The sequence below is a fragment of the Streptomyces sp. NPDC046727 genome (assembly GCF_040645635.1).
In the GTDB taxonomy this organism is placed as follows: Bacteria; Actinomycetota; Actinomycetes; order Streptomycetales; family Streptomycetaceae; genus Streptomyces.
In genome coordinates, this window is record NZ_JBEYYR010000011.1 from 1 (window position 1) to 26,531 (window position 26,531).

Consider the following 26,531-nt stretch of genomic DNA (forward strand, 5'->3'; position numbering starts at 1 on the left):
CACCGGCCGCGCGTCATCGAGCATGTAGGCGATCCGCTCCGCCGGATACTCCGGATCCACCGGCAGATACGCCGCACCCGACTTCACCACCGCCAGCAACGCCACCGGCAACCACTCCGAACGCGGCAGCATCAACGCCACCACCCTCTCAGGCCCCGCCCCACGCTCCACCAGCAACCGCGCCAACCGGTTCGCCCGAGCATTCACCTCCCCGTACGACAGCTCCACACCCTCGAACACCACGGCAGACGCCTGGGGATCGACCGCCACCCGCGCCTCGAACGACTCCGGCAACGACACCCACGGCACCACCACACCCGTGTCGTTCCAGCCGTGCAGTACCTCCCGGCGCTCCCCCTCCAGGAACACATCCAGCCGGCCGATCCGCGCATCCGGATCCGCCACCACCGCCGACAGCAGTCGGCCCAGCCGCTCCACCAGGCCCTCGACCGTCGCCCGGTCGAAGAGGTCGACGGCGTACTCCAGGAATCCCGTCAGACCGGTGGGCTCGCCGTCGGCGTCGTGCTGTTCGGTGAGGTTCAGGAGCAGGTCGAACTTCGATGCCCCGGTGTCGAGTTGCTCGATCTCGGTGGTGATGCCGGGGAGTTCGAAGCGGGGCGCTTCGTTGTTCTGGAAGGCGAGCATCACCTGGAAGAGCGGGTGCGCGGCCATGGAGCGGGCGGGGTTCAGCGTCTCCACGAGGTGCTCGAACGGCACGTCCTGGTGCGCGTAGGCGGCCAGGTCGGCCTCACGGACCCGGTCGACCAGTTCACGGAACGTCGGGTCACCCGACACGTCCGTCCGCAGCACCAGTGTGTTCACGAAGAACCCGACCAGCTCGTCCAGCGCCTCGTCCGTGCGGCCGGCCACCGGCGAACCGATCGGGATGTCCGTACCCGCACCCATGCGGGACAGCAGTGCCGCGAACGCCGCCTGGACCACCATGAAGAGGCTGGCGTCGGTCTCCTGTGCCAGCTCGGCCAGGGCCTGGTGCAGGGCGGGGCCGAGGGTCACCGGGAGGCTCTCGCCCTGGTGCGAGGCGACGGCCGGGCGCGGCCGGTCGGCCGGCAGTTCAAGCTGCTCGGGCAGTCCGTCCAGCGTCCGTGCCCAGTAGGCGAGCTGGCGGGCGAGCGGGCTGTCGTGGTCGTTCTCGTCGCCGAGGGCGCGGCGCTGCCACAAGGAGTAGTCCGCGTACTGCACGGGCAGCGGCTTCCAGTCCGGGGTGGCGCCTGCCGTGTGTGCCTCGTACGCGGTGACCAGGTCGCGCGCGAGGGGGACCATCGACCAGCCGTCGCCGGCGATGTGGTGCAGTACGACGAGCAGTACGTGCGAGGTGTCGTCGACGGTGAACAGGACGCAGCGCAGGGGCAGGTCGCGGGTCAGGTCGTAGCCGCGCCCGGCGGCCTGGCCGAGGAGCAGCGGCAGCTCGTCGGCGCTGGTGGGCACGGTGTCGAGCGGGGTGGCGGGGACCCGGTCGGCGCTGAGGATCTCCTGGTGGGGGGCGCCGTCGGGGCCTTCGGGGAAGACGGTCCGCAGCGACTCGTGCCTCTCGACGGTGTCCCGCAGGGCGGCGGCCAGGGCGTCCCGGTCCAGGGTGCCCGTGAGTCGTACGGCGAACGACATGTTGTACGCCGACGAGGTGGGCCCTTCGAGGCGGTTGAGGAACCACAGGCGGCGCTGCGCGAACGAGAGGGGGATCACCTCGGGACGCTCGGCGGGGACCAGGGCGTGGTCGGCGGCGCGCTCGGCCGCGTCGAGCCGCTGGGCGAACTGGGCCACCGTGGGCGCCTCGAACAGGGCGCGCACGGGGATCTCGGCGCCGAACTCCTTGCGGACCCGGCTCAGGAGCCGGACGGAGGTGAGGGACTGGCCGCCGAGGTCGAAGAAGCTGTCGTCGATGCCGGGGGTGTCGACGCCCAGTACCTCCGCGAAGAGGCGGCACAGCGCCGCTTCCCTGGGGTTGCGGGCGGTGCGGCGGGCCGGTGCCGCGGCCCCGGCCGGAAGGGGCAGGGCCGCGTGGTCGAGCAGGTGGTGCGGGGTGACGGGCAGCGCGTCGAGGACCACCAGTGCCGTCGGGGCCTGTGCTTCGGGCAGCCGTTCGGCGGCGTGGCGCCGGATCGTGTCCGGGTCGACGGTGGCGCCGGAGCGCGGCACCACGTACGCCACGCGGAGCGGGGTGCCCGACGCGTCCGCGCGGTCGAGGACGGCCGTCTGGGCGACGTGGGGGTGCGTCAGTACGGCGGCTTCGACGGCGGCGAGGTCCCCGCCCGGGCCGGGGACGGCGGTCCGGGCCGCGGAGCCGGCCTGTTCGAGGGTGCCGTCGGCGCGCCATCGGGCCGGCTCCCCGGTGCGCCGCAGTCGCCCGCCGGGCCGACCGTGCGGGTCGGCGACGAGGAATGCGGCGGTGCGGGCCGGCCGGGCGGGGAGGCCGAGGGCGGCCGCCTCCTCCGCCAGGTACAGCTCGCCGGTCGCGCCGGGCGGAACCGGGCGCAGCTGTGCGTCGAGTACGTAGGCGCGGGTGCCGGGCATGGGGCGGCCCAGGGGGGCGCCGCCGGTGCCGGTGTCGCTGTCGGCGGCCCAGAAGAGGGCGGGGACGCCGGCTCCGGCCGGGGTGTGGGCGGCGTACAGGGCCGCCTGGTGCAGGGTGTCGTGGAAGCGGGGCGGCAGCCAGGCCGGGAGGGGTTCGCCGGCGCAGACGACGGCGCGCAGGGAGGTGCACGCGTCCGCGTGCTCGGCGAGGAGTGCGGCCAGCACCGTGGGGGTGGTGTGCAGGGTGGTGACGCCGTGCGTCCTGATGTCCGCGGCGAGGGCGGCGGCCGTGCGCGTCGCGTCACGCTGAGGTGCGCCGGGGGTCGGGTGGGGCGCGTCCGGGTGCGGGATCACCAGGGTCGCCCCGCTGCTGAGCGCCCGGAAGAACGCCCACAGGGATGCGGTGCCGTGCAGGGCGCGGTCGCCGGGGCGTTGCGGGTGGGCGGTGCGCAGCCAGGCGAGCCGGCTGGTGAGGGCCGCGTGGGAGGTCGTCTCGCCCGCCGGGTGGCTCGTCTGCGCCGGGTGCGCGGGCAGCAGGGTGGCTGTGCGGTCCTCGTCGGTGACGTCCGTGTCCGCGTACCGGGCGAGGGCCTCGGCCGTGTCCGGTGCGTCCGGGGTGACGCGTGGCAGGGTGCGCGGGAGCGGGGTGAGGGTGTGGCCCGATGTCACCGCGCACACGGGTCGGGGGGCGTCGTCGGAGACGGCCGGTGCGTCGGGGTGCTGGAGCAGGCAGGCCGCGCCGGTCTTGGCGACCGCGAGCGCGGCCACGGCCCACTCCGGGGACCGCGGCAGGGCGAGGGCGACCGTGTGCCCCGGGCCCGCGCCGTGGTCGATCAGCAGCCGGGCCAGACGGTTCGCGCGGGCGTTCAGCTCACGGTACGAGACGTCGCCCGCGGTGCTGGTCACGGCGGGGGCGTCGGGGGTGCGCCGGACCTGCTCCTGGACCAGCTCGGGTACCGTCGTCGCGGGCGGCGTGTCGTCGGCGGGGGTGCTCCACGTGCCGAGGATCAGTTGCCGCTCGCGCGGCGGCAGCGGGTCCAGCTGGGCCACGGTCCGGCCGGGGTCGGCCAGGGCCGCGCCCAGGATGTGCTCGAATCGCTCCAGGTGTCCGCCGAGTTCCTCGGCGGTGTAGAGGGTGTCGTTGCCGTCGAGGTGGATGACGAGGCTCTCGCCGCGGGCGGTGCCGTACACGTCGAAGGCCAGGTCGTCCAGGGGCCCGTTGCCGAGGTTGACGAGTCGGGCGGGGTACTCGCCGAAGGTGAGCCCGTCGTCCACGGTCATGATGTTGACCAGCGGGCCGAAGGAGCCGGAGCCGTCGGCGGCGGTGGCGAAGTGACGCTGCAGGTCTTCCTGGCGGTAGCGCTGGTGCCGCAGCGCGTCCTGCACGACCTGGCCGGTCCGCCGGACGAGGCCGGCGAAGTCGTCGTCGGCGGAGACGGCCAGGCGCAGGGGGACGACGTTGGCGGTCATGCCGGGGGTGCGCCGGGCCGCGAGGCTGACGCGGGCGGTGACGGGGAAGCCGAGCGTGATGTCGTCGGCGCCGGTCATGCGGTGCGCGTACAGGGCGACGGCGGCGGTGAGGAGCACCGACCAGTGGGTGCGGGCGGTGCGGGCGGCGGCGATGAGCGCGTCGTTGAGCGGTGCCGCGAGGTGGGTGGTGGCGCGCAGCGAGGAGGCGCGGGATGCGGCGGTGCGCCGCGACAGGCTGAACCTGGCCGGCCGGTCGGCGAGTCGGTTCTCCCAGTAGGCGCGGTCCGTGGCGAAGTCCGCCGACGCCCGGTACTCCTGGTCCTCGGAGACGAGGGTGGCGAAGGTGCCGAACGGCGAGTCACCGAGGGGATCGCCCTGGGCGAGGGCCGTGTAGATGTCGGCGACGCGGCGGGTGAACAGGGTGGCGCCGTGGCCGTCGATGACGGCGTGATGGGCGCGGGTGTACCAGAAGAAGTGGTCCGGTGCGAGGCGGAACAGGGCCAGGTCGTACAGCCGCTCGGCGAGGAGGTCGACGGGGCGGGCGCGGTCCTCGCGCATCCGGCGCAGCGCGGTCTCGGCGGGGTCCGGGTCGGCCGACACGTCGTGGAAGGACAGGACGCCGTCGGGGACGGGCATGGGTGTCTGCCACACGCCGTCCGCGTCCTCGGTGAAGCGGACGCGCAGGGCGTCCGCCTCTTCGAGGGCCGCGCGGGTGGCCGCCGCCAGCAGCTCCGCGTCGATGGTGCCGCGGATCTCCACGCACTGGGCGAGACTGAAGTCCAGGTCCGTCACGCCCATCTGGTGGGCGAACCAGACGCCCGACTGCGCAGCGGACAACGGCCGGCGAGCGGTTCCAGTGCCAGACACCTGCTACCTACCCCATGAGTTGCGAATCCGGAAAAATGAAGGGGAAAGCAAGCCAGGGCGGGGCGTCCTCCGCGGCGGCCCGCCCTGGCTCGAAGGCTTTCTCAGACGTGTGCGTCCATGGCGTCGCGCAGCGACTTGGGGCGCATATCGGTCCAGTTCTCCTCGATGAAGTCGACGCACGCCTGCCGGTCCGTCTCCTCAACGACGACCCGCCACCCCTCGGGCACTTCGATGGAGCTGGGCCACAGCGAGTACTGCTCCTCCTCGTTGAGCAGGACGAGGAACTTTCCCTCTGTGTTCTCAAAGGGGTTCGTCACACCACAACCTCGATTTCGATAATGGGGCCGTCGGCAGCGTGAGAAGCCGATGCGTCCAGTTCATCATGGGCTTGCATCACTTCGATATCGCTGCGCCATCTGCCTTTATCGGTCGCCGAGTTGGCTCCCCTGAACGGTCTCGGCAGGCGCTATCCTTTCGCTCACCGTCACGTAAACTGCCCTGCCACCGAGGGGAGCATCAGTGGAACTGCACGACGTCCTGGAAACCTCAGACGGGTACGCAGTCGCCGATTCTTTCGCGTTGTACCGGATTGCGACCGGACACTCTTCGGCCGCGTCTTCCGTGAAAGCCGCCGTCATGTCCAAGGACATTCACCTCGTCATACCCGCCGTCACCTTCGCGGTGGCCTGTGCAATGCGCACCTGCTGGGACGACTACTGCACGAAGGAGCATCCATTCGGTACGGGCTCAGCGGTGCAGAACCTCTTCGACCGCGGGGGTGTCGACATCCTCGAACTCTCCCCGCAGGACGCCGTGGCCGCGGGCAGGCTGTACGCCCGGTGCGCGGACCAGCGCATCGAGGGCCCTGAGGTGCTCGCCGCCTGTCACGCGTCGCATGTGGCGCATGCCCGGGGCGTGCCGCTGCTCTCCGCCTCGCGTGCCGCGTACTGCTATCCGGCCGCCGTCGAGCGTGCCGGCCGGATGCGGCTGATCTGACGCTCCGTCGTTTCGTCCGGTGGATGGTGTCGGGGCGCCGCTCGCCCGGGTCCGGCGCCATCGCCACGACGACGCCGTCGTCGGCGACTCAGTCGGGCCACACGTGCCCGGGAAGGCGCACCGGGTCCCCGAACAGCGCGACGATCTCGCGCTCGCCCTGGTACGCCTCGCGGCTGTGGGCCATCCGCAGGTTGTCCAAGACCAGCACGTCGCCCGCCTGCCACGGCTCGCTGACCGTGGCCGCGGCGTACGTGTCGTTGATGGCCTGGACCGCCTGCTCCGGCACGGGCGTCCCGTCGCCGTGGAAGGTGGTGAAGGGCAACGCGTCCGGGCCGTACAGGGAGACCAGGTACTCCCTGACGGTGGCGTCCATGGTGAACTCGTTCAGGAACGCGATCTGGTTGAACCACAGGCGCTCGCCGAGGGCGGGGTGGTCGACGACCGCGGCCCGGCGCTGGAGCGTGCGCAGTGATCCGTCCGGGAGCCACCGGTGCGACACGGCGTGGTCGCGGCAGTACGCGGACACCGCCTCGCGGTCCTCGGTGCCGAAGGCTTCCGCCCAGCTCACCCCCACCTCGCCGTAGTGCCGGGCGAGCAGCCAGCCGTGTCGCGCGAACGGGTCCACGAGTTCCGCGGGCAGGGCGGCGAGGACGCGTGCCGCGTCGGCCAGGGCCGTGCCGCCACCGTGCCGTGGTGCCTTCAGACAGCCGAAGAGCGCGATGCCCGGCACCTCGTCGGCGTAGCTCAGCTCGTGGTGCATGCACATCGGCTCGTCGGCGGGCCACCGCGACGCCGAGTACACCCCCTGGCCGAAGTCGTCGCGGGCCGCGAAGCCCTCGCGTTCCGGCACGGGTGTCACCCCGAGGGTGTGTGCCGCTCTGGCCAGGTCCGCCGGGGCGGTGAGGCCGAGCCCGCGCAGGAGGACCGCGCCGTGCCGGGTGAGCAGCTGCCGTACGGCGGGCGCGGGCAGTTCCTGGTGCGGGAGCTGGAGGAGTGGGGTGCGTCCCGGCTCCAGGACGAGGCGGGAGCCGTCGGGGAGGACCTCGGACGTCGAGGTTGTCGTCACGTCAGTCACGCGTGTCAGCCGCCGTGGTCGTAGGTTCGGTGGTCACCGCCGCGGTCTTGGCGTCGACGAGCGCGGCCAGGTCCGCCAGCAGCGGGGTGTCCCGCAGCTCACGGGGTGACACCGCGCGGTCGAGCCCGATGGCCAGGCGGACGAGGGAGAGGGAGGTTCCGCCCAGGGCGAAGAAGTCGGATTCGCGGCGGATCCCGGCGGCCGGCACCTTGAGCACGTCGGCCCACAGTCCGGCCAGTCTGCGCTCGGTCTCGGTGCGCGGGGGCTCACCGCCGGGTTCCCGCGCCGGCGAGCGGCTGTCGTGGGCGGCCGGACCGTCGGCGATGCGGGCCAGTGCCTTGCGGTCGGTCTTGCCGTTGCCGGTCAGCGGAAGCTCGGGCAGGTGGTGGAAGTGATCCGGCACCATGTACGCGGGCAGTACCTCGCGCAGGGCCGCCGCGAGGCGGTCCGGGGGCACCTCGGCGCCCGTGCAGAAGGCGGCGAGCTGCCGGTGTTCCCCGGTGCCCGTCACGACGACGGCGCTGTCGCGTACGCCGTTCACCTTGAGCAGGGCGTTCTCGATCTCGCCGATCTCGATCCGGAAGCCCCGGATCTTGACCTGCGCGTCCCGGCGTCCGAGGAACTCCAGGCGCCCGTCGGGCAGCCAGCGTCCGAAGTCTCCCGAGCGGTACATCCGCTCCCCCGGTACGAGCGGATCGGGCACGAAGGCGGCACGGGTCCGCTCCTCGTCGTTGACGTAGCCGCGGCCCACGCACACCCCGGAGAAGGCGATCTCTCCCGGTGAGCCGAGCGGGACGGGCCGTAGCGCCGGGTCGAGGACGTACACCCGCACGTTGGCGACGGGCCTGCCCAGCGGCACCGCGGCCTGGTCCGGTACGTGCCGCATCACCTCGTGGTTGGTGTCGTCCGACGTCTCGGTCAGTCCGTACGCGTTGACGAGCGCCACCTCGGGGCATGTCGCGAACCAGCGCTCGACCAGTTCCTTCTTCAAGGCCTCGCCGGTCGCCGACACACAGCGCAGGTGGGGCAGGCGCCGCTGCTCGCGGTCCAGTTCGGCGAGCATCGTCTCCAGGTAGGACGGCACCACCTGCGCGACCTCGACGCGTTCCCTGGCGAGGGTGTCGACGAGCAGCGCCACGTCCTCGACGGCCGCCTGGTCCACGATGACGGTACGACCGCCGACGGCGAGGGCCGCGACGAGCTGCCACAGGGAGATGTCGAAGCACTGGGGTGCGGTCTGCGCCACCACCGTGCCGGCGGTGACACCCAGGTCCTCGATCTTGGCGAGGAGGTGGTTGAGGAAGCCCGCGTGCTCGCACACCGCGCCCTTGGGCGTGCCGGTCGAGCCGGAGGTGAAGTAGAGGTACGCGCTCTGTCCCGCCGCGACCGGCACCTTCGGATCCGTCACCGGTCCCGGCGCGGCGAGCACCTCCTCGACGTGGTCGGTGCGCACGCCGGGCAGCCGCGCCAGGGCTGTGCCGAGACCGGGAGAGACGCCACGGCGGGTGAGGACGTGCCGGCAGCCGGCGCGTCGCAGCATGTCACCGACCCGGTGGGCGGGGAACTGCGGTTCCACCGGCAGGTAGACGCCGCCCGCCTTGAGGACGGCGAGCACGGACGCGAGCCACTCCAGGTCGCGTTCCATGACGACGCCGACCACGTCCTCGGCCGCCAGTCCGGCGTCCAGCAGGGTGTGCGCCAGCCGGTTGACGCGCTGGTTGAGCTGCGCGTACGTCCACACCGTGGCGTTGTGCACGGCTGCGACGTCGTCGGGACGCAGCCGGGCCTGCTCCTCGAAGAGTTCGTGCACGCGGCGGTCGGGCAGCTCGCGCCGCGGACCGGCCAACGCGTGGGTCTGATAGCTGACTTCGTCGTCCGAGACCGGGCTCCACTCGTGGTGGAGGGCTTCCGGTGTCTCGGTGAGCGCGCGCAGCGCGGCGAGCAGGTACCCGGCGAAGCGTCCCGCCTGGTCGCCGCCCACCGCCTCCGGTCGGTGGCGGAGCACCAGCGTCAGCGCGTCACCGTCCCGGGACAGCCCCGCCGCGAGGACGGCGTCGGCCGGAAGGTCGGTGGTGAGGGGCGCGTGGCCCGCGACGAAGAGTGCGTCGAAGAAGGGACCGCGGAGGCCGGGTTCCGCTGCCGGGAGGGCTCCCAGTGCTTCGGAGCGGGCCGGGAGGTGCCGGACGAGCTCCGACTCGGCGCGAGCCACGTCGCCGAGGAGCGCGGCCCAGGAACCGTCGGCGACGGACACCGGGCAGGGCACCGGACCGTCACCGGCGGGCGAGCGATAGCCGCAGGTCACGGCCGGTTCGCCGGTGACCTGCGCCAGTACCTTGACGTACGCGGCGAGGACCGCGGTGTCCAGTGCCACCGCGGAGCGCCGGCACAGGTGCCGCAGCGCGTCCGCGGTCCGTGGTGGCACGCCGGCGTACACCGCGGCCGGCGTGCCCGGGGTTTCGGGCGGCACGCGGCGGCCGACGGCTCCGGCGGGACGCGGCGCGTTCGCCGGCCATCGGGGCAGCGGCGTGTACCTGCTGCCCGTGAGCACACGGTGCCAGAACGCTCCCGGCGGCCCAGTCTCCACACCCGTACCTTTCGTGCGCCGAGTTGTCCGGGCCCCACTGACCCCTTCAGCTGATACGCCGAACGTTAAGCGGGCGGCTTATCAGCGGAATATCGATCGGACGCCCTGCGTGATTTCCCTGTGTTCAGCAGCGGGCCAGTTGTGCGACGGAAAGGCGGGCGAGCGCGGCGTATCGTTCCTCCTCGGTCACTTCCGTGAGCGCTTTCTCCCGGGCGCACAGCCGCACCAGTTCGTGGAAGGCGTAGCGGAGCGTTCCCTCGGCCCCTACGCCGGCCACTCGCACGAGATGCATGTCGAAGAGTTGCTCCATGGCGTCCTCGGCTTCGGCCCGGTCGACAGCGAGCAGCGCGGCACCCGTGTACGCGGTGAAGTGCGCAGTGTCGAGGAGTCCCAGCATGCGGCACATGTGGGCCGCTGCGGCGGTCAGGCCGCGGTAGCCGCGCTCGAATCCGGCTCGCAGTTCCACGCCGCCGGCACCGAGTTCTTCGAGGCGCCGGTCCTCTTCGGAGATGCGGTAGACGAAGTGCCGTACGGACCAGTGGGGTTTGGCGAGGAGACGGCCCGCGGCGGCGCGCAGCGCGAGGGGCAGCCCGCCGCACAGCCGGCACAGCTCGCGCATGGCCAGCGGGTCGTCCAGGACGCGTCGCTCGCCGACCAGCCGCGTCACCAGGTCGGCGGCCTCGGGCAGGGGCAGGGCGTCCAGGTCGACGCGGACCGTTCCGCGTCCGACGGCCAACGGGTCCTGCCGTCCGTCGGTGGTGACGAGGATCCGTGAGTCGCCGTACCCGGGCAGGAACGGCTGGACGTGCGCGAGTGTCCGCGCGTTGTCGAGCACCACCAGGACGCGACGCTCGGCGAGCAGGCTGCGGTAGAACGAGACGCATTCGTCGAGCCCTTCGGGCACGTTCTCCGCGGTGACCCCGAGGACGCGCAGGAAGCGCTGGAGCAGGCAGTGCACGGTGGCCGCCTCGTCGCTCCACTCGTACTGGGAGAGGTCCGCGTAGAGCAGCCCGTCGGGGAAGGATTCCCAGGCGCGGCTCGCCCAGTGCACCACGAGGCTCGTCTTGCCCACCCCGGCGGTGCCGGCGACGACGCCCGTGCGGGCCGGCGGCCGACCGGGCGTGCGGTCCAGCAGGGCGTCCAGGGCGGCGAGCTCCTCGCCGCGTCCGGTGAAGTCGAGGACGTCGGCGGGCAGTTCCACCGGAGTGGTGCGGCGGTCCGTGGCGGGTGCCGCCTCGGCGCTCAGGGCGAGTTCCGGCGCGTCCTTGAGGATGGCGTTGTGCAGCCGGTGGATCGACGCGCTGGGCTCCATGCCGATCTCGTCGACGAACCGCCGGCGCCAGCTCCGGAAGCCCTCCGCCGCCTCCGCCCTGCGCCCGGAGCGGTACTGGGCCAGCATCAGGCTGTGCCGCAGCTTCTCGTGCAGGGGGTGGTCGTCGGCGACCGCGGACAGTTCGGGCAGCACCTCGTTGTGGCGGCCGAGGGACAGCTCCGCGTCGAACAACGCCTCGTACACGGCGAGGCGTTCGGCCTCCAGGCGGGTGGCCTCGTCCTCGACCATCTGCCCGGCGACTCCGCACAGGGCGGGCCCGGTCCACAGGTCGAGGGCCTTGCGGTACAGGCCGACGCCCTCTTCGAGGCGCCCCTGCCGGACGTTGTCGGCGGCGTCGCACGCCATGGCGGCGAAGTCACGGACATCAAAAGAGCAGGAGTCGGTCAGGAGCTGGTATCCCGGATGCGTGGTCAGAATGACCGGTTCACTGACATGAGCCGCCCGGAACGCCTTGCGCAAGGCGCCGATGCAGATGGCCACTTGCGTGCGGGCGGTGGTGGGCGGTCTGACCCCCCAGACCGCGTCGACCAGACTGTCCACGGATACGACCCTGCCCCAGGCAAGGACGAGCATCGCGAAGATGGTGCGCTGCCGCGGGCCGGCAATCGTCACCGGGCGGCCGTTGACGGTCGCCAGCAATGTCCCTAAAGCCGAAATCGCGATCCGGTCGCTGTCAGTCTCTCGTGCTTGGTCGGCATCACAAGAGGTCATGCCAGATTTCCCCCGTTATCCCGCCTGTTTTCCCCGTAGCAAGTGGAACTGTGAATCACTATAGGCACACGTCTCACCGTGTGGGCCGTTGCCGTGGCCGCCCCGTCGGGCGGGCGCGGCCGGCGTGCGGTGACCGCCGTCGTTCACCAGCGCACGCGGAGCGCGGTGAGGCCCCGGGTCGCCGCGGCTGGCTTCCAGCGCAGGCCGGCGACGTCCTCCGCGAGCGCGAGGCGAGGGAAACGGTCCAGCGTCAGGCGGATCACCGTGGCCAGCTGGAGCCGCGCCAGAGGTGCGCCGAGACAGCGGTGCACCCCGTGCCCGAACGCGAGATGGGCGCCGGCCTTCGTGCCCTCGCGCGCACGCAGCGAGCGATGGGCGCCCATGAGGAAGACCAGGACCGGCTGCCCGGGACGGATGGTCACGTCCGCCACCTGTACCGGCTCGGTCACGGCGCGGCTGAAGCAGATCGGGGCCGAGGGATTGGTCTGCAGCACCTCTTCCACCTCGGCGGGGACGAGGTCCGGGTCGGCGCGCAGGGCGTCCGCGCGCGCCGGTTCGTGCAGGAGGCTCAGGAAGGCGAGGGTGATCTGGTCCGCGGTGGAGTCGTACCCGGCCATCAGCAGCGACAGCGACAGGGTGACCAGCTCACCGTTCGTCAGCTTCCCCTCGGCGTCGGCCGCCTGGATGAGGGCGCTGATGAGGTCGTCGCCGGGCTCACGTCGCTTCTGCTCGATGAGCTTGGCCATGTAGAGGGTGATACGGAAGGCGCGGGCCCGGCTTTCGGGGCCCGCGCTGTCCAGGTCGAAGAGGACCGGCACCCACGCGCGGAAGCTCTCGTGGTCGGTGACGGGGATGCCGAGCATGTGACAGAGCACGCTCAGCGGCAGCGGCGCGGCGAGCCCGGCGACCAGATCGGCCGGCTGCTCCCCCGCCGCCAGCTCGTCCAGGAGTTCCCGCACGCGGCCTTCGATCATCGGGCGCAGCGCGTCGACACGGTGCTCCGTGAAGGCCCCGGCCACGATCCTGCGCAGCCGCGCGTGCGCCTTGCCGTCCAGGCTGATGATGGAGTCGGGTGACGGGTCGATGCTGGCGAGGCTGGGCATGTCCGGCGCCAGGGTGGCCGCGCGGCTGAAGCGCGGGTCGGCGAGGACCTGGCGGGCGAGCCGGTAGTCGGACACTGCCCAGCAGCCGGTGCCGTTCGGCATCCGCACCCAGCGGATGGGTGCCGGATCGTCGGGGTCGCAGGGGATCGGCAGCGGGCCGATCGGCAACTCCTCCGGTACGTCCGGCTCTTTGAGCGCGGCTCGCGAATTCTGCATCGGCAACTCTCCCCGTCATAATGTGCCGCGGTCCACCATGCGCATGCTGTTTATCGCTTCGTTTTCACTCATATATCGCGGTGCGCGCCGGGGAGTTGGCGCTTGCCACGGCGGAGATCCTGGCCTAGGGTCCGGATTCATCACGTACACGGCCGGGCCCCTGCCGGGCTCACCCCTCGGCCGTTCGTGCACACTATCGTCGAAAATGCCGCGAGCGGCCCGCTTTCGCCGCCGACCACGCCCGCGGCGGTCTGTTCGCGGTTCACGGTGAATTTGCTCGGATCACCGCTGCGGTAAACCGATGGCATACGCCTGACCGGTCATTCCTGGAAGGACGTCCGATGTCCGATCTTCACGACGAGGTAGCCCAGCGGCTTTCGGAGACGCTGGGCATCGACAAATCGCTCATCACCCCCGATGTGACCTTCGTCGAACTCAAGATCAACTCGCTGGCTCTTGTCGAGTTCTCGGTGGTCCTGGACGAGGAGTACGGGGTTCCGCCCCTGGAGCTGACGCCGGACAGCACCATCGGTGAGGCGGTGGCCCTCGTGGCCGCCGCCATGAACGGCCCCTCCGAGGCCACGGCGTGAGCGCCCGGCCCGCCGTGTCGGTGACCGGCCTCGGCCTGGTCTCCCCGTTGGGCATCGGCATCGAGGCCACCTGGGCCGGCCTGCTCGCGGGTGTCTCGACGGCTGCCCCGGACAGTCTGCTGGAGGGGCTGCCCGTCGACTTCTGCTGTGCCGTGCCGGGCTTCGACGGGGACGCCCTGCTGGGCCGCGGGCTGTCGTGGCGGCTCGAACCGTACGCGCAGATGGCGCTCGTCGCGGCCCGGGAGGCCGTCGCCGACGCCGGCCTCGACCCCGCCACCTGGGACGGTGCCCGGGTCGCCGTCGTGCTGGGCGTGGGCGGGACGAGCACCCGCCACTTCGACAAGCAGTTCAAGCAGTTCGCCGCGGAGCGCCACGACCGTGTCTCGCCGCTGTTCATACCGCGCTGTCTCACCAACCTGGCGGCGGGTGAGATCAGCACCGATCTGCGGGCGTTCGGCCCGAGCCTGAGCGTGAGCACGGCCTGTGCCTCCGGTGCCACGGCCATCGGTCTGGGCCGCGATCTGCTGCTCTCCGGCGGCTGCGACATCGCGGTCGTCGGCGGCGCCGAGTCGGCCCGGTCCCGGGCCACCAGCGTCGGCTTCAGCCGCATGGGGGCGCTGTCGACCCGCGTGTCGGCTCCGGCCGAGGCGTCCCGTCCCTTCGACGCCGACCGGGACGGCTTCGTGCTCGGCGAGGGCGCGGGCATCCTCGTGCTGGAGCGCGGCGAGGACGCGCGGGCGCGCGGCGCCCGCGTCCACGGCCGCGTCGCCGGCTTCGGCGCCTCCGCCGACGCCTACCACTTCACCACGCCCGATCCCGAAGGACGGGGCACGGAGCTGGCCACGCGCACGGCCCTCGCCGACGCGGGCATGGCGGCGTCCGACATCGGGCACGTCAACGCCCACGGCACCGCGACCCCGCTCGGCGACGTGGCGGAGGCGGCCATGCTCGGCCGGGTCTTCCCGCACGCTCCCGCGGTGACCGCCACCAAGAGCCTGACGGGACACGCCCTGGGTGCGTCGGGTGCCCTGGAGGCGGCCTTCACGCTCCTGGCGCTCCAGCACCAGCGGGTGCCGGCCACGGCGAACCTGGACCGCGTGGACGAGGCGGCGAGCGAGCTGGACCTGGTCGTGGAGAAGCCCCGGGACGTGGTCGCGGGAGCCGCGCTCAGCACGTCCTTCGGCTTCGGCGGCCAGAACGCGGCCCTCGTCCTGACGGCCGCCTGACCCCGCCGCCCCGACTCTTCCCGTTCCCGCCCACACAGGAGGTTCCTGTCCATGGCCAGCATCGGCGCCGCCTCGCACGTCGGCCTTGCATCCGCGTACGAGAAGGAGGGGTGGTGCGAGCCGCCCTACCGCTTCAGCGACGCGGCCGTGGCGCTGCTCCGGGAGCGGGCCCTCGCCATCAGCGGCGAGCGCAGGCCGGAGGTGGTGCACGAGAAGGGCAGCGGGATCGTCCGGGCCATCCACGGCTGTCACGCGTTCGACGAGGTGTGCGCGGCACTCGTACGCCATCCGTACCTCGTGGAACTCGCCGAGCAACTCGTCGGCGGGCCCGTGTACGTCTACCAGTTCAAGGTCAACCTGAAGCAGGCCCACGAAGGGGCGGCCTGGCCGTGGCACCAGGACTTCGCGTTCTGGCACGAGGAGGACGGCATGCCCCGCCCGGACGCCGTGAACATCGCCGTCTCCCTGGACGACGTCCACGAGGACAACGGGCCGCTCATGGCCATCCCCGGATCGCACCGCCTGGGCCTGCTCGACCTGCCGGAGGGCCGAGCGGACGGCGAGGAGTCCGACTGGCACAGCCATGTCTCCGCCGACCTCGCGTACACCGTGAACGCCGACCGGGCCCGGGCCCTCGCCGAGCAGAGCGGGCACAAGCTGTTCACGGGCCCCCAGGGCTCCATCCAGGTCTTCCACCCCAGCATCGTCCACTCGTCGTCGAACAACGTGTCGGCGGACCGCCGCGCGCTGCTGCTCATCACGTACAACGCGGTCGCCAACGCCCCGAAGTGCCCCAGCCGTCCTGCGTTCCTGGTCTCGCGCGACACCACTGCCGTCGAGCCGCGCGCCGACGCGCGTCTGGACCTCCAGGCCCTTCCCGACCCCGCCGTGTCCCTCTGAGACGCTGAGCAGAAGTGCGAGACACCCGCATGCCGACCGAGTCCGCCGAGCAGCCGCCGCTCATCAACCTGGTGGATCCCGAGCTGTACGCGAAGGGCGACCCCTTCGTCCAGTGGCGCTGGCTGCGCGCCCACCAGCCCGTGTACTGGCACGAACCGACGGAGTACCCGGGCTTCTGGGTCCTGACCCGGTACGACGACATCCGGACGGCCTACCGTGACGCGGCCGGGTTCAGCTCCGCGCAGGGCATTCTGCTGCGACCGGAGAGCCACGGCGCCGACCCCGGCGGCGGTCGTACCCTCGCCCTGACCGACGCGCCCCGGCACCGTCAGCTGCGCGGGCTGATCGACGGCTGGTTCTCCGTGCGGTCGGCCCGGGCCATGGAGCAGGACGTCCAGGATGTCGTACGGCGTGTGGTGGACGACGCGCTGGAGCGGGGCGCGTGTGACTTCGTCACGGATGTCGCCGCCCGTGTCCCGCTGTACGTGATCTGCAAGATGATGGGGATTCCCGACGCCGACTGGGAGAAGCTCTTCCTGCTCACCAGTGACGCCTTCGGCGCCGGTGACCCGCTCACCCGGCGCCTCGCGCACCTGGACATCCTCGGCTACTTCGAGGCGCTCCAGGCGGACAAGGCCAAGAACCCGGCCGACGACCTGGTCAGCGTGCTGGCGACGGCCAGCGTGGACGGTGAGCGCCTCTCGCCGGACGACGTGATCCTGAACTGTGACAACCTCCTCGTCGGCGGCAGCGAGAACACGCGTATCGCGACGGCCGGCGGCATGCTCGCGTTCCTGCGCCACCCCGACCAGTGGGAGATCCTCTCGGAACGCCCGGACCTGCTGCCGTCGGGGGTGGAGGAGGTGCTGCGGTGGACCTCGACCGCCACCCACATCATGCGCACCGCGACCCGCGAGGTGGAGATCGACGGCCGCCGGATCGCCGCCGGTGATCGCGTCACCTTCTGGCTGCCCTCGGCCAACCGGGACGAGTCGGTCTTCCAGGACCCCGACCGGTTCGACGTCCGGCGGCAGCCGAACCGGCACCTGGCGCTCGGCTTCGGCGAGCACTTCTGCGTCGGCAGCGTACTGGCCCGCGTCGAGATGCGGCTCCTGTACGGCGAGCTCCTCAGCCGGTCGATCCGGGTCACCCTGGACGACGAGCCGACGCTCCTCAGCTCCATCGTCGTCAACGGCCCCGAGCGGCTGCCCGTGCGCATGACGGCGTCCTAGGATCCGGGCCCGGGCGGCTCGGCAACGGCTACCGGGACTCCACCGAGGACGACGTACGTCTCGTGCGGGAGATCAAGGTCCTCCACCGACTGGGCACCCCCGTCGAGCGCATCGAGGCGCTGAACGCCCGCCGCTCCACGCTGATCGCCGACCCGCGGGCCGCGGCGCACCGGGGCAGCGGCGTCGTACGGTCCCACGCGGGCCGGGCGGTCCGCCTGGACGCGGTCGGGCCCCGCCGCACGGTGATCTACGTCAACCCGCTCACCGGCCGCCCCGGCACCGACCTGGCGGAAGGCTGCGCGAGAACCCCCTGTAGGGCCTACAGGCGCAGATCGTGGATGCCGCCGTCGACGGCGAGGATCGTGCCCGTGGTGCCGGAGGAGGCGGGTGTGGCCAGGAAGGCGATGGCCTCGCCGACCTCCTCGGGCCGGGCCAGACGGCCCAGCGGGTGACGGTCGTTCAGCGCGTCCCGCGCCGCGTCCGGGTCGGCGTTCCGCGCCAGCATGCGCTGGATCCACGGGGTGTCGACGGCGCCGGGGGCGACGGCGTTGACCCGGATGCCCTCCCGGACGTGGTCCGCGGCCATGGCCAGGGTCAGCGAGTGGACGGCGCCCTTGGACGTGGAGTAGAGGACACGCCCCGGCACCCCCATCGAGGCGAAGACGGAGCAGGTGTTGACGATCGCGGCGGCCGGGGACTTGCGCAGGTGGGGCAGCGCGGTGCGGGCGAGGCGCACCATGCCGATGACGTTCACGTCGAGCACGCGCCGCCACTCGTCGTCGTCGTTGTCGGCGACGGTGCCCTGTGCGGCGATGCCGGCGTTGTTGACGACGATGTCGATGCGGCCGAACCGGGCGGCGACCTCGGCGACGGCGCCGCGCACGGAGGCGTCGTCGCAGACGTCGCAGGCGATGCCGACGGCGGGGGCGGCGACCTCGTCGGGTTTCAGGTCCAGGGCGGCGACGCGCACGCCGCGGGCGGTGAGTGCGGCCGCGGCGGCCGCCCCGATTCCGGAGGCGCCGCCGCTCACCACGGCCACGAGGGGATCGGACGTCTGTGCTTCGCTGTCGGTGGCCACGGCTGGCGTCTCCTTGACGGTGGGTGCGGATCGAAGGGAGGTCGGAGAGGAGAGGAGGTCCGACTCCGGGAGGGGCGAGGTCGCCTCACGGCGCAGCGGGTCTCAGCGCCTCGCGCCGCGTTCCAGCCGCTCCAGCAGCGGGTGCGCCTCGGCGCCGGCGGCCCCCACCGCGCGCCGCGCCCACCAGGCCGACGCGAGGTTGGACGTCAGGAGCGTGGTCCGGCCGAACTCACGGTCGAGTTCGGCCAGGGCGGCCAGCGTGCCCATGCCCGTACCGGTGAACAGCACGGCCCCTTCGTCGGGGAGGCCGGCTTCCCGCACGCCCTTCAGGATGGTCCTGGTCGTCACCCGGTACGGATCGAACTCGTGCTCCTCCTCCGTCCGGCCCGGCACGGCCGGGGCGAGGACGACCTGGTCGATCGTGACGCCGGCCTCCTCCCAGAAGGAGCGGGACGTCTCCGTGAGCCACTGCCAGTAGGGCGTGACCAGCGTCATGCGGGTGATGCCGAACGCCTCGCAGACGGCGAGGATCGCCTGCGTCGACGACTGCACGGGGAACCCGAAGCGTTCCGACAGCTCGGCGACGAAGGCGCGGTCGCCTTCGGGACGCAGCAGGTAGTGCGACGCGTTGCACGCCACCACGGCGGCATCCAGACGCATACGGCCGAAAGCGCCGATGATATCGGGAAGCACGTCGTTGTAGCTCAGCATCGTTTCCTTCACTCCCATTCCGGGAGTCAGCGGGAAACGCGAGGTGTACACATTCATCTCGGAGCCGATCAGGCGATGGAACTCCGGCTCCGCTATGGGGTTTTCCGGCGGAACCACGAGCCCGAGACGGGGCAGCGGGAAAATGTCCATGGCAGCACGTTAGTGGGCGTCCGAGGCACGGGAGGCCGCATTCTTCCCAACTTGACGTTCCGCCAGGCCGATTTTGCAACTCCGCCCGGTCTTGACATTCCTTGACAATCCACTACAGAGATTTGACGGGACCGCCTTTACTCTTTCCCGCGGCTCATTGGAAGGTTGTGGATCGATACGAACCACACGAATGGAGTCGAGCCATGTCCGGTGCCGCGCCCATTCCCATGTCGGCGACGCTGGCCGCCGACGAGGCCCTGGCCCGCAGGCAACGGGCCGGAGAGCAGGTGCTGTACATGGCCGGCGGGGAGATCGGGCTGCCGGTGCTCCCCGCGCTGCGCCGGCAACTGGCCGCCGCGGCCGACCGTAACGCGTACGGCCCCGTACCCGGCAGCCACGCGCTGCGTGCCGCCGCCGCCGGGTACTGGGGGCGGCGCGGCCTCGCCGTCGATCCCGGGCTGGTCGTGGCCGGGCCGGGCAGCAAGCCCCTGCTGTTCGCGCTGCTGCTCGCCATCGGCGGGGACGTGGTCGTGCCCGTGCCCAGCTGGGTCAGCTACGTCGCACAGGCCCGGCTCGTGGGGGCCCGCCCGATCCCGGTGCCGATCGCTCCGGGCCAGGGCGGGGTGCCCGACCCGGAGCGGCTGCGCGCGGCCGTCGTCGCGGCGCGTGCCGCCGGCCGGGATCCCCGGTGCGTGGTGGTGACGCTGCCGGACAACCCGACCGGCACCGTCGCCTCGCCCGGCACGGTGCGGCGCCTCGCGGCCACGGCCCGGGAACTCGACCTCGTCATCGTCTCCGACGAGATCTACCGCGACCTCGTCTACGACACCTCGGTGCCGGCCGAGTCCCCCGCGCTGCACGCCCCGGAGCGCACCGTCGTCACCACCGGGCTCACCAAGAACCTGGCCGTCGGCGGCTGGCGCACCGGTGTGGCCGGGCTGCCCGACAGCGACACCGGGCGCGCCCTGCACGACCGTCTCGTCTCGGTGGCCAGCCAGATCTGGTCCAGTCCGCCGGCGCCCATGCAGGCCGCGGCGGCGTACGCGTTCGGCGAGCCGACGGAGATCACCGAGCATGTCGCGGCCTGCCGCAGACTGCACGAGAGCGTGGCGCGTGCGGTCGCCGACCGCTTCACCGGCGCCGGGGCGGCCCTCGCCCCGGTGCGGGCGACGTGCTACCTGTACCCCGATTTCGGGCCGCTGCGCGACCGATTGGCCCGGGACCACGGCGTGCGCGGCGGGGAGGACCTGGTCCGGTTCCTCGTCGAGCGCCATGGCATCGGACTGCTCGCGGCCGGTGCCTTCGGCGAGCCCGGCGACCCCTTGCGGATCCGGGCCGCGACCAGCCGGCTCTACGGCGAGGACGACGAGCGGCGCACCGCCGCGCTCACGGCGCCGGCCCCCCTCGAACTGCCGTGGATCCGCAAGAACCTGGAACAGATCGACACCGCGCTGACCGACCTCACCGGTGCCCCCGTCCCCTAGGCCCCGTCGTCCACCTCCCTCTCAAAGGTTCAGCAACGATCATGACAAGCGCCGAGCCGTCCACCGGCACCGCCGCCCCTTCGCCCGCCACCTCCGACGCGGCGTCAGCCGCCGGGCAGAAGCTGCCTCTTTCGGCTCTGCTCGCGCTGGCCGTCGCGGTGTTCATCACCAGTCTCACCGAGACCCTGCCGGCCGGGCTGCTGCCCGACATGAGCGCCGGCCTGCACACCAGCGAGTCGGCCACCGGGCAGACCGTGACCATCTACGCGCTGGGGACGGTGCTCACGGCCATCCCGCTGTCCGCGGCCACCGCGTCCTGGCCCCGCAAGCGGCTGCTGCTGACCGCCATGGCCGGTTTCGCCGTCGCCAACACCGTCACCGCCCTCTCGGCGAACTACCCGCTCACCCTGGCCGCCCGGTTCCTCGCCGGTGTCGCCGCCGGGCTGGCCTGGGCGCTGCTGGCCGGCTACGCCCGCCGGATGGTCGCTCCCCACCAGGAGGGCCGCGCCATAGCCATCGCCATGGCCGGCATCCCCGTCGCCCTGTCCCTGGGTGTCCCGGCCGGCACCTTCCTGGGTCAGGTGGTCTCCTGGCAGGCCGCCTTCCTCGCCATGACCGCCCTGACCGTGGTGCTGCTGGTGTGGATCACGGCCGTCGCGCCCGACCACCCCGGCCAGGAGACCGCCGGCAAGATCCCCCTGCGCCGGACGCTCCGGGTGCCGGGCGTCACCCCGGTGCTCATCGTCACCCTGGTCTTCGTCCTGGCCCACACCCTCCTCTACGCCTACATCGCCAGCTTCCTCGACGACATCGGCATGGGCGACCAGGTGGACGCGGTCCTGCTCGTCTTCGGCGTGGCCTGCCTGATCAGCATCTGGGCCGTCGGCACCTGCATCCACGGCCATCTGCGCACCCTGACCGTCGTCAGCACCCTGCTGGTCGGCGTCGCCGTCGCCGTCATGGGCGCCTTCTCCGGCGCCGACGCCCCGGTCTACGTCGCCGCAGCCCTGTGGGGGCTCGGCTGGGGCGGGGTGCCCACGCTGCTGCAGACCGCCGCCGGTCAGGCCGGCGGAGAGGCCGCCGACGCCGCGCAGGCCATCCTGGTGACCCTGTGGAACGTCGCGATGGCCGCCGGAGGCATCGCCGGCGGCGTCCTCCTGAACGCCGTCGGGGCCGACGCGTTCCCCTGGACCGTGCTGATCCTGCTGGTCCCGGTCCTCGCCATCGTGCTCGCGGCCCGCTCGCACGGCTTCCCGGCCACCCACACATCCGCCAACTCCTGAGGAGACCCTGACAGCCATGTCCATCATCTTCGAGTGCGAGTACCAGGGCCGTCGGTACGCGGGCCGCGGCATTCCGGCGACCGGCGACTCCCTCACCCTGTACCCGGTGACCGACGGGCAGCTGCGGGCGGCCCTCGTCGCCGGCGGCGGCCCCGGGAACCTGAGCGCTGCCGTGCCCGAGGGGAGCGAGCCGATCGAGGTGGAACTCGGCGACGCCGGGCTGAAGTTCCTCCCGCCGCTGCTGCCGACCGCCTCCAACAACTCCCTGATCAACGGCTTCATGGGCACGCACCGCTCCAAGTTCGACCGCGCCCCGGAGCCCGACGAGGAGTTCACCGCGCCGAACTACTACATCAAGGGCTTCGGTTCGTGGCTCCGGCTGCCCGACGAGCCGCTGACCACCCAGCCCGACCCGGTCTGGCTGCTGGAGGAGCCCGAGGTCGTCCTCGTGTACGCCAATGACGACCGGGGAGTTCCGCACTACGCCGGCTACACCTTCGGCAACGACCTGAACGACATCGGCCTGCACCTGAAGAACCCGTGGGCATGGACTCCGTACGCCAAGCTGTGCGAGACCTCCATCGCCCCGTGGCTGTTCCTCGACGCCCCGCCGGAGAAGGTGACCGGCACCGTCACCGTCGAACGCGACGGCGGCACGGCGTGGCAGGGCGGCTTCTCGTGCGGCGCCGACTCCCTCTTCCACCGGATTCCGGACATGGCGGAGTACCTGTTCTCGCACCCCCTGCTCCGTCAGCCGGGTCTGGTCAACTACCTCTTCCTGGGCGCGGACAAGGCGACCTACCACGACGGGTTCCGGATCGAGAACGGCGACCGGATGGTCCTCGACGTGTCCAGCCACGGCGTCGTCCTGGCGAACCAGGTCCGGTACGGGGACAGCATCTCGAAGTAGACCCCCGGGGGCGGGTCCGGGCCGGTTCCCGCCGGTCCGGACCCGCCCCGTGTCATGTCCCGCATACGCGTACGCGCCTACAGAGAGACAACAACCATGGTCAACCAGGCGAACGGGACGCTCCGGGGCACTGCGCGAGGCAGCGCTCCGGCCCCTCTCTCCGTGCTCGACCTGGTGGCGGTCGGCGAGGGCCACACCACGCGGGAAGCGCTGCGGACCTCCGCACGGCTCGCCCGCCTGGCCGAGGCCCGCGGCTTCCACCGGTTCTGGGTCGCCGAGCACCACTCCATGCCCGGCATCGCCAGCAGCAGTCCCGCGGTGATCCTGGCGTACCTGGCGTCGCAGACCACCCGGATCCGGCTCGGTTCCGGGGGCGTCATGCTGCCCAACCACGCCCCGCTGGTCATCGCGGAGCAGTTCCACACCCTTGAGGCGATGGCTCCGGGCCGGGTGGATCTCGGGCTCGGGCGTGCCCCCGGTACCGACCAGTTGACCGCGCGGGCCCTGCGCCGCACCGGTCGGCCCGCGAGCGGTGACTCCTTCCCCACCGAGGTGGCCGAACTCATCGGCTTCCTCCACGACGAGTTCCCGCACGGGCATCCCTACGCCCGTGTGCACGCCGTACCCGGTCCGGTCCAGGGACGCTCGCAGGGGCGGCCCGAGGTGTGGCTCCTCGGTTCCTCCGGCTTCAGCGCTCAGCTGGCCGGCCGGCTGGGGCTGCCCTTCGCCTTCGCGCACCACTTCGCGGCCCACCACACGATCCCCGCGCTGGAGCTGTACCGGCAGACGTTCCGGCCGTCCGCCGTGCTGTCCGAGCCGTACACGGTCGTGGGGGTCTTCGCGTTCGCCGCCGAGACGGAGGAGCGGGCCCGGGACCAGGCGCTCACCGGGGCGTTGACCACGGCGCGGTTCCGGAGCGGACAGCCGGGGCTGGTGCCGACCCCCGAGGAGGCCAGGTCCCATGTCTTCTCCGCGTTCGAGCGGGAGATCCTCGGCGGCTGGCTCGACCACGCCGTCCACGGCACACCGGAGACCGTACGGGAGCAGCTGGACGCGCTGCACAAGCGCACGGACGCCGACGAGATCATGCTCGCCTCCAACGCGCACGGCCTGGAGGAGCGGCTCACGTCGCTGTCCCTGATCGCGGACAGCTACGGGCTGCCGCATGCGGAGACCGAACCGGCGTAGACCGGCCGGACCCGTGCGACGGCGCGGCGGCACTGCCCTGGAGCAGTGCCGCCGCGCCGTCGTGCGAGCGGTGGGCCGGATCAGGCTCCGGCTCCGGTGAGGCGCCGCCGCAGCTCGACCTTCTTGACCTTGCCGGTCAGGGTCTTGGGCAGGGCCTCGACGAGGTCCAGCCGGTCCGGGAGGAAGCGGGAGTCCTGGCCGCGTTCGAGCAGGTGCTCCCGGATCTCCCGGAGCGTGGGCCGGGCCCCGACGCGGGGGACGACGACGGCCACGACCGGGTCGTCGGTCTGCCCGTGGGGGCCGACCAGCGCCGCCTCGGCGATCTTCGGGTGCGCGGAGAGAATCGCCTCCAGCTCGGCCATGGGGACGACGATCCCGTCCCGCAGGACGGCGTCCTTGGCCCGGCCCAGCACCCGGATGCCGCCGCGCCCGTCCTCGCGGGCCACGTCGCCGGTGTCGAACCAGCCGTCCGCGGTCAGCTCGGCGTCGAAGGCGTCCTGGTTGCGGTGGTAGCCGAGCGCCTGCGAGGCGCCGCGCACCCGCAGCCGGCCCACCTCGGCGCGCTTGTGCGGGTTGCCGCACAGGTCGATGCGGACCTCCATGGCGTCGATCGCGCGGCCGTGGCTGTGCGCGGACCAGTCCTGGTCGTAGTCGAGCCGGCTGATGGTGATCGGCCCGAACTCGGACATGCCCCACACGGAGTACGTGGCGGTGTCGAAGGTGTCGCGCAGTTCGTCCACCAGCTCCTGGAGCACCGGAGCCGCCCCGGTGACGGTGTAGCGCAGGGTGGGCACCTCGTGCCGGTCGGCCCGCTGGGCCGCCGCCACACCGAAGAGCGTGGGCGGCGGGCCGTAGAGCAGGGTGGCGCCGTACCGCTCGGCCAGGTCCAGCAGGCTGGTGTGGTTGCGGCCGTCCTGGAAGGCGACCGTCCCGCCGAGCATGACCGCGGCGAGGACGCCCTGGGCGAACCCGGAGTAGTGCACCAGGGGCGTGGTGACGATCGCCACCAGGTCGTCGCGGAGCAGGAACGTGTCCACGTAGCCGCGCACGCCCGAGTGCACGGTGTTCTGGCTGTGCACGACGCCCTTGGAGAAGCCGGTGGTGCCGGAGGTGAACAGCACCACGAAGGCTTCGTCGGGCCCGAGTTCACGGCCCTCCAGATCGGCCATGTGCTGCTCTTCCCAGGACACCGACACGAAGTGGTCGTGGAAGTCGAGCGTGCCCTCGGGGCCGTGGCCGCCGACCACCACCACGTGCTCCAGCGGCAGTTCGGGGCGCAGCGCGGTGATGCTCGCGGCGAGCGGGTGCTCCTGCCACTCGGCGACGGTGACGCAGACCCGGGCCTCGGTGAGTTCGAGGCGGTGGCGCAGCTCCTCGTCCTGGCACTCCGGCGCGATGGGGCAGATGACGGCGCCGACGGCCATGCAGGCGTACATCAGCGGCACCATCTCCCACCGGTTGGGCAGCTGGACCGCGACGACGTCCCCGCGCCGGACGCCCAGTTCGAGCAGGGCGCCGGCGAACCGGTCGGTCAGCAGGGAGAGTTCGGCGTAGTCGAGGGTGTCGGTGCGGGCCTCGTCCAGGCGGCGTCCGGCGATGGCCAGTTTGCGCGGACGTATCCGGGCCTGCCGGCGGAGGTCGTCGAGGAACGTCTCGTCCCTCCACCAGCCGCGCGACCGGTAGGCGGCCGCGCGGTCCGCGGCCGGCCCGGGGGCCGCCGCCGCGGCCGGTGGAACGGTGGTCGTCATCGCAGTTCTCCACGTCGTACCGTGAGCAGTTCGGGCAGCGGGTCGCCGGCGCGGGCGGCGGCGATCTCCAGCAGGGCCCGGGTGTTCTTCTCCACCCGGTCGCCGATCCAGTCGAAGACCCACGCCTTGCGGGCGTCGGCCGCCAGGTCGAAGGGGACGACCCGGGTGACGGCCAGGGCGGCGGCGCCGGCGCCGCCGATGTTGGCGATGACGCCCGGCACCAGGGTGGCGCCGCCCGCCCGCGCCTTCTCCCGCGCCTCGGCGTCGGAGGCGAGGTTGGCGCCCTCGACGACCAGGCCGGCGCGCAGCCGGTGGGCGTTCCCGGCGTTCAGCGCGTGCTTCTGGGCCGCAAGGATCAGCAGGTCGGCGTCGACGTCGAGCCAGGCGTCCGGGCCGTCGGCGCGGGTGACGTGCTGCGGCAGGCGGGTGCGGTCGATCCGCCCGAACCCGTCGGTGATCGCGACGAGGTCGGCCACGGGCAGCCGGTCGGCGCTGACGGTGCCCCGCTCGTCGGCGACGCCCACGACGACGTGGCCGCGGTCCTCCAGGAACCGCGCGACCGCGCGGCCCACCGCGCCGAAGCCCTGCACCACGACCCGGGCGGGCCCGGTACGTCCGCCGGCCTCCAGGGCGGTGACGGCGGCGACGCCGACGCCGTGTCCGGTGACGTCGATCAGCGGCTCGTAGTAGGTGCGCCAGTCGATCGGCATGTCCGGGGCGCCCAGGCGGTACCGCGGGTCGTAGCCGGCTTCGTCGAAGAAGACGGCCCGGTCGGCCGGGGTGACGCCCATGTCGATGCCGAGGTGGATGCCGCCGTGCAGCAGGGGCTTGACGGTGCGCCCGAAGGTGCGGAAGGTCTCCTCGCGGTCGGTGCCGTCGGAGACGATGCCGCCCTTGGCACCGCCGATGCGCAGGCCCGCGAGCGTGAACTTGTGGGTCATGTCGCGGGCGAGGCCGGCGACTTCCTCCTGGGTGACGCCGGGGGTCATCCGTACGCCGCCCATGGCCAGGCCGTCGACCAGCGTGTCGATGACCACCCAGCTCCTGATGGTGCCGCCGCTGCCGTTCAGGTGCACGACGAGCGCGGGATCCTGCGTGTTCTCGACGTCGCTCATTGCGGGGTACTCCAGTTCGTCAATGTCTCGTC

19 protein-coding genes are annotated in these 26,531 nt (G+C 72.3%); 9 read left to right on the forward strand and 10 right to left on the reverse strand.

What is annotated here, in order from left to right:
* On the reverse strand, positions 1-4,836 hold a 4,836-nt coding region (locus tag ABZ937_RS15775), incomplete at its 3' end, for a condensation domain-containing protein (protein WP_361691658.1).
* A 131-nt stretch (positions 4,837-4,967) separates the two neighbouring features.
* Complete coding sequence (locus ABZ937_RS15780) at positions 4,968-5,183, reverse strand: MbtH family protein (RefSeq protein WP_361691661.1); 216 nt, start codon at positions 5,181-5,183, stop codon at positions 4,968-4,970.
* A 319-nt stretch (positions 5,184-5,502) separates the two neighbouring features.
* On the opposite strand from ABZ937_RS15780, the gene ABZ937_RS15785 reads away from it, so the two are divergent.
* Entirely contained in the window at positions 5,503-5,862 is a 360-nt protein-coding gene (locus ABZ937_RS15785) for a hypothetical protein (protein ID WP_361691664.1), read from the forward strand.
* Between the two features lie 88 nt (positions 5,863-5,950).
* Here ABZ937_RS15785 and ABZ937_RS15790 read toward each other — a convergent pair whose 3' ends face one another.
* From ABZ937_RS15790 to ABZ937_RS15805, 4 genes are all read right to left on the reverse strand, one after another.
* Complete coding sequence (locus tag ABZ937_RS15790) at positions 5,951-6,928, reverse strand: TauD/TfdA family dioxygenase (RefSeq protein WP_361691667.1); 978 nt, start codon at positions 6,926-6,928, stop codon at positions 5,951-5,953.
* A 1-nt stretch (position 6,929) separates the two neighbouring features.
* The gene (locus ABZ937_RS15795) at positions 6,930-9,521 is read right to left on the reverse strand and encodes an amino acid adenylation domain-containing protein (protein ID WP_361691670.1); all 2,592 of its coding nucleotides are present in this window, start codon (positions 9,519-9,521) and stop codon (positions 6,930-6,932) included.
* A gap of 124 nt (positions 9,522-9,645) precedes the next feature.
* Complete coding sequence (locus ABZ937_RS15800; protein ID WP_361691673.1) at positions 9,646-11,565, reverse strand: BTAD domain-containing putative transcriptional regulator; 1,920 nt, start codon at positions 11,563-11,565, stop codon at positions 9,646-9,648.
* A gap of 143 nt (positions 11,566-11,708) precedes the next feature.
* Entirely contained in the window at positions 11,709-12,884 is a 1,176-nt protein-coding gene (locus tag ABZ937_RS15805) for a cytochrome P450 (protein WP_361691676.1), read from the reverse strand.
* Positions 12,885-13,225: 341 nt separating this feature from the next.
* On the opposite strand from ABZ937_RS15805, the gene ABZ937_RS15810 reads away from it, so the two are divergent.
* The 4 genes from ABZ937_RS15810 to ABZ937_RS15825 are packed head-to-tail and all read left to right on the forward strand — an operon-like array spanning position 13,226 to position 16,832.
* Positions 13,226-13,474 (forward strand): acyl carrier protein, encoded by a 249-nt coding sequence (locus ABZ937_RS15810; RefSeq protein WP_361691679.1) that lies wholly within the window; start codon positions 13,226-13,228, stop codon positions 13,472-13,474.
* Positions 13,471-14,700: a beta-ketoacyl-[acyl-carrier-protein] synthase family protein gene (locus ABZ937_RS15815; RefSeq protein WP_361691682.1), complete on the forward strand. Its 1,230-nt coding sequence runs from the start codon at positions 13,471-13,473 to the stop codon at positions 14,698-14,700. Before ABZ937_RS15810 ends, ABZ937_RS15815 begins: the two co-directional genes overlap by 4 nt.
* A gap of 51 nt (positions 14,701-14,751) precedes the next feature.
* Positions 14,752-15,600 (forward strand): phytanoyl-CoA dioxygenase family protein, encoded by an 849-nt coding sequence (locus tag ABZ937_RS15820; protein ID WP_361691685.1) that lies wholly within the window; start codon positions 14,752-14,754, stop codon positions 15,598-15,600.
* Positions 15,601-15,629: 29 nt separating this feature from the next.
* Entirely contained in the window at positions 15,630-16,832 is a 1,203-nt protein-coding gene (locus tag ABZ937_RS15825) for a cytochrome P450 (protein ID WP_361691688.1), read from the forward strand.
* 319 nt (positions 16,833-17,151) lie between these two features.
* Here ABZ937_RS15825 and ABZ937_RS15830 read toward each other — a convergent pair whose 3' ends face one another.
* Both ABZ937_RS15830 and ABZ937_RS15835 read right to left on the reverse strand, forming a co-directional pair.
* The gene (locus ABZ937_RS15830) at positions 17,152-17,910 is read right to left on the reverse strand and encodes an SDR family oxidoreductase (RefSeq protein ID WP_361691691.1); all 759 of its coding nucleotides are present in this window, start codon (positions 17,908-17,910) and stop codon (positions 17,152-17,154) included.
* A gap of 102 nt (positions 17,911-18,012) precedes the next feature.
* Entirely contained in the window at positions 18,013-18,621 is a 609-nt protein-coding gene (locus tag ABZ937_RS15835; protein WP_361691694.1) for an arylmalonate decarboxylase, read from the reverse strand.
* Between the two features lie 353 nt (positions 18,622-18,974).
* On the opposite strand from ABZ937_RS15835, the gene ABZ937_RS15840 reads away from it, so the two are divergent.
* The 4 genes from ABZ937_RS15840 to ABZ937_RS15855 all read left to right on the forward strand — a co-directional run bounded on the left by ABZ937_RS15840 (position 18,975) and on the right by ABZ937_RS15855 (position 23,636).
* Entirely contained in the window at positions 18,975-20,255 is a 1,281-nt protein-coding gene (locus ABZ937_RS15840; protein ID WP_361691697.1) for a pyridoxal phosphate-dependent aminotransferase, read from the forward strand.
* Between the two features lie 41 nt (positions 20,256-20,296).
* Positions 20,297-21,538, forward strand: a complete 1,242-nt coding sequence (locus tag ABZ937_RS15845) for an MFS transporter (RefSeq protein ID WP_361691700.1) — start codon at positions 20,297-20,299, stop codon at positions 21,536-21,538.
* Positions 21,539-21,554: 16 nt separating this feature from the next.
* Entirely contained in the window at positions 21,555-22,448 is an 894-nt protein-coding gene (locus ABZ937_RS15850) for a fumarylacetoacetate (FAA) hydrolase (RefSeq protein WP_361691703.1), read from the forward strand.
* Positions 22,449-22,544: 96 nt separating this feature from the next.
* Entirely contained in the window at positions 22,545-23,636 is a 1,092-nt protein-coding gene (locus ABZ937_RS15855; RefSeq protein ID WP_361691706.1) for an LLM class flavin-dependent oxidoreductase, read from the forward strand.
* 80 nt (positions 23,637-23,716) lie between these two features.
* Here ABZ937_RS15855 and ABZ937_RS15860 read toward each other — a convergent pair whose 3' ends face one another.
* Together ABZ937_RS15860 and ABZ937_RS15865 are read right to left on the reverse strand one after the other, a co-directional pair.
* Positions 23,717-25,384 (reverse strand): AMP-binding protein, encoded by a 1,668-nt coding sequence (locus tag ABZ937_RS15860; RefSeq protein WP_361691709.1) that lies wholly within the window; start codon positions 25,382-25,384, stop codon positions 23,717-23,719.
* Complete coding sequence (locus ABZ937_RS15865; RefSeq protein WP_361691712.1) at positions 25,381-26,499, reverse strand: Glu/Leu/Phe/Val dehydrogenase dimerization domain-containing protein; 1,119 nt, start codon at positions 26,497-26,499, stop codon at positions 25,381-25,383. The genes ABZ937_RS15860 and ABZ937_RS15865 overlap by 4 nt, the downstream gene beginning before the upstream one ends.
* Positions 26,500-26,531 lie beyond the last annotated feature (32 nt).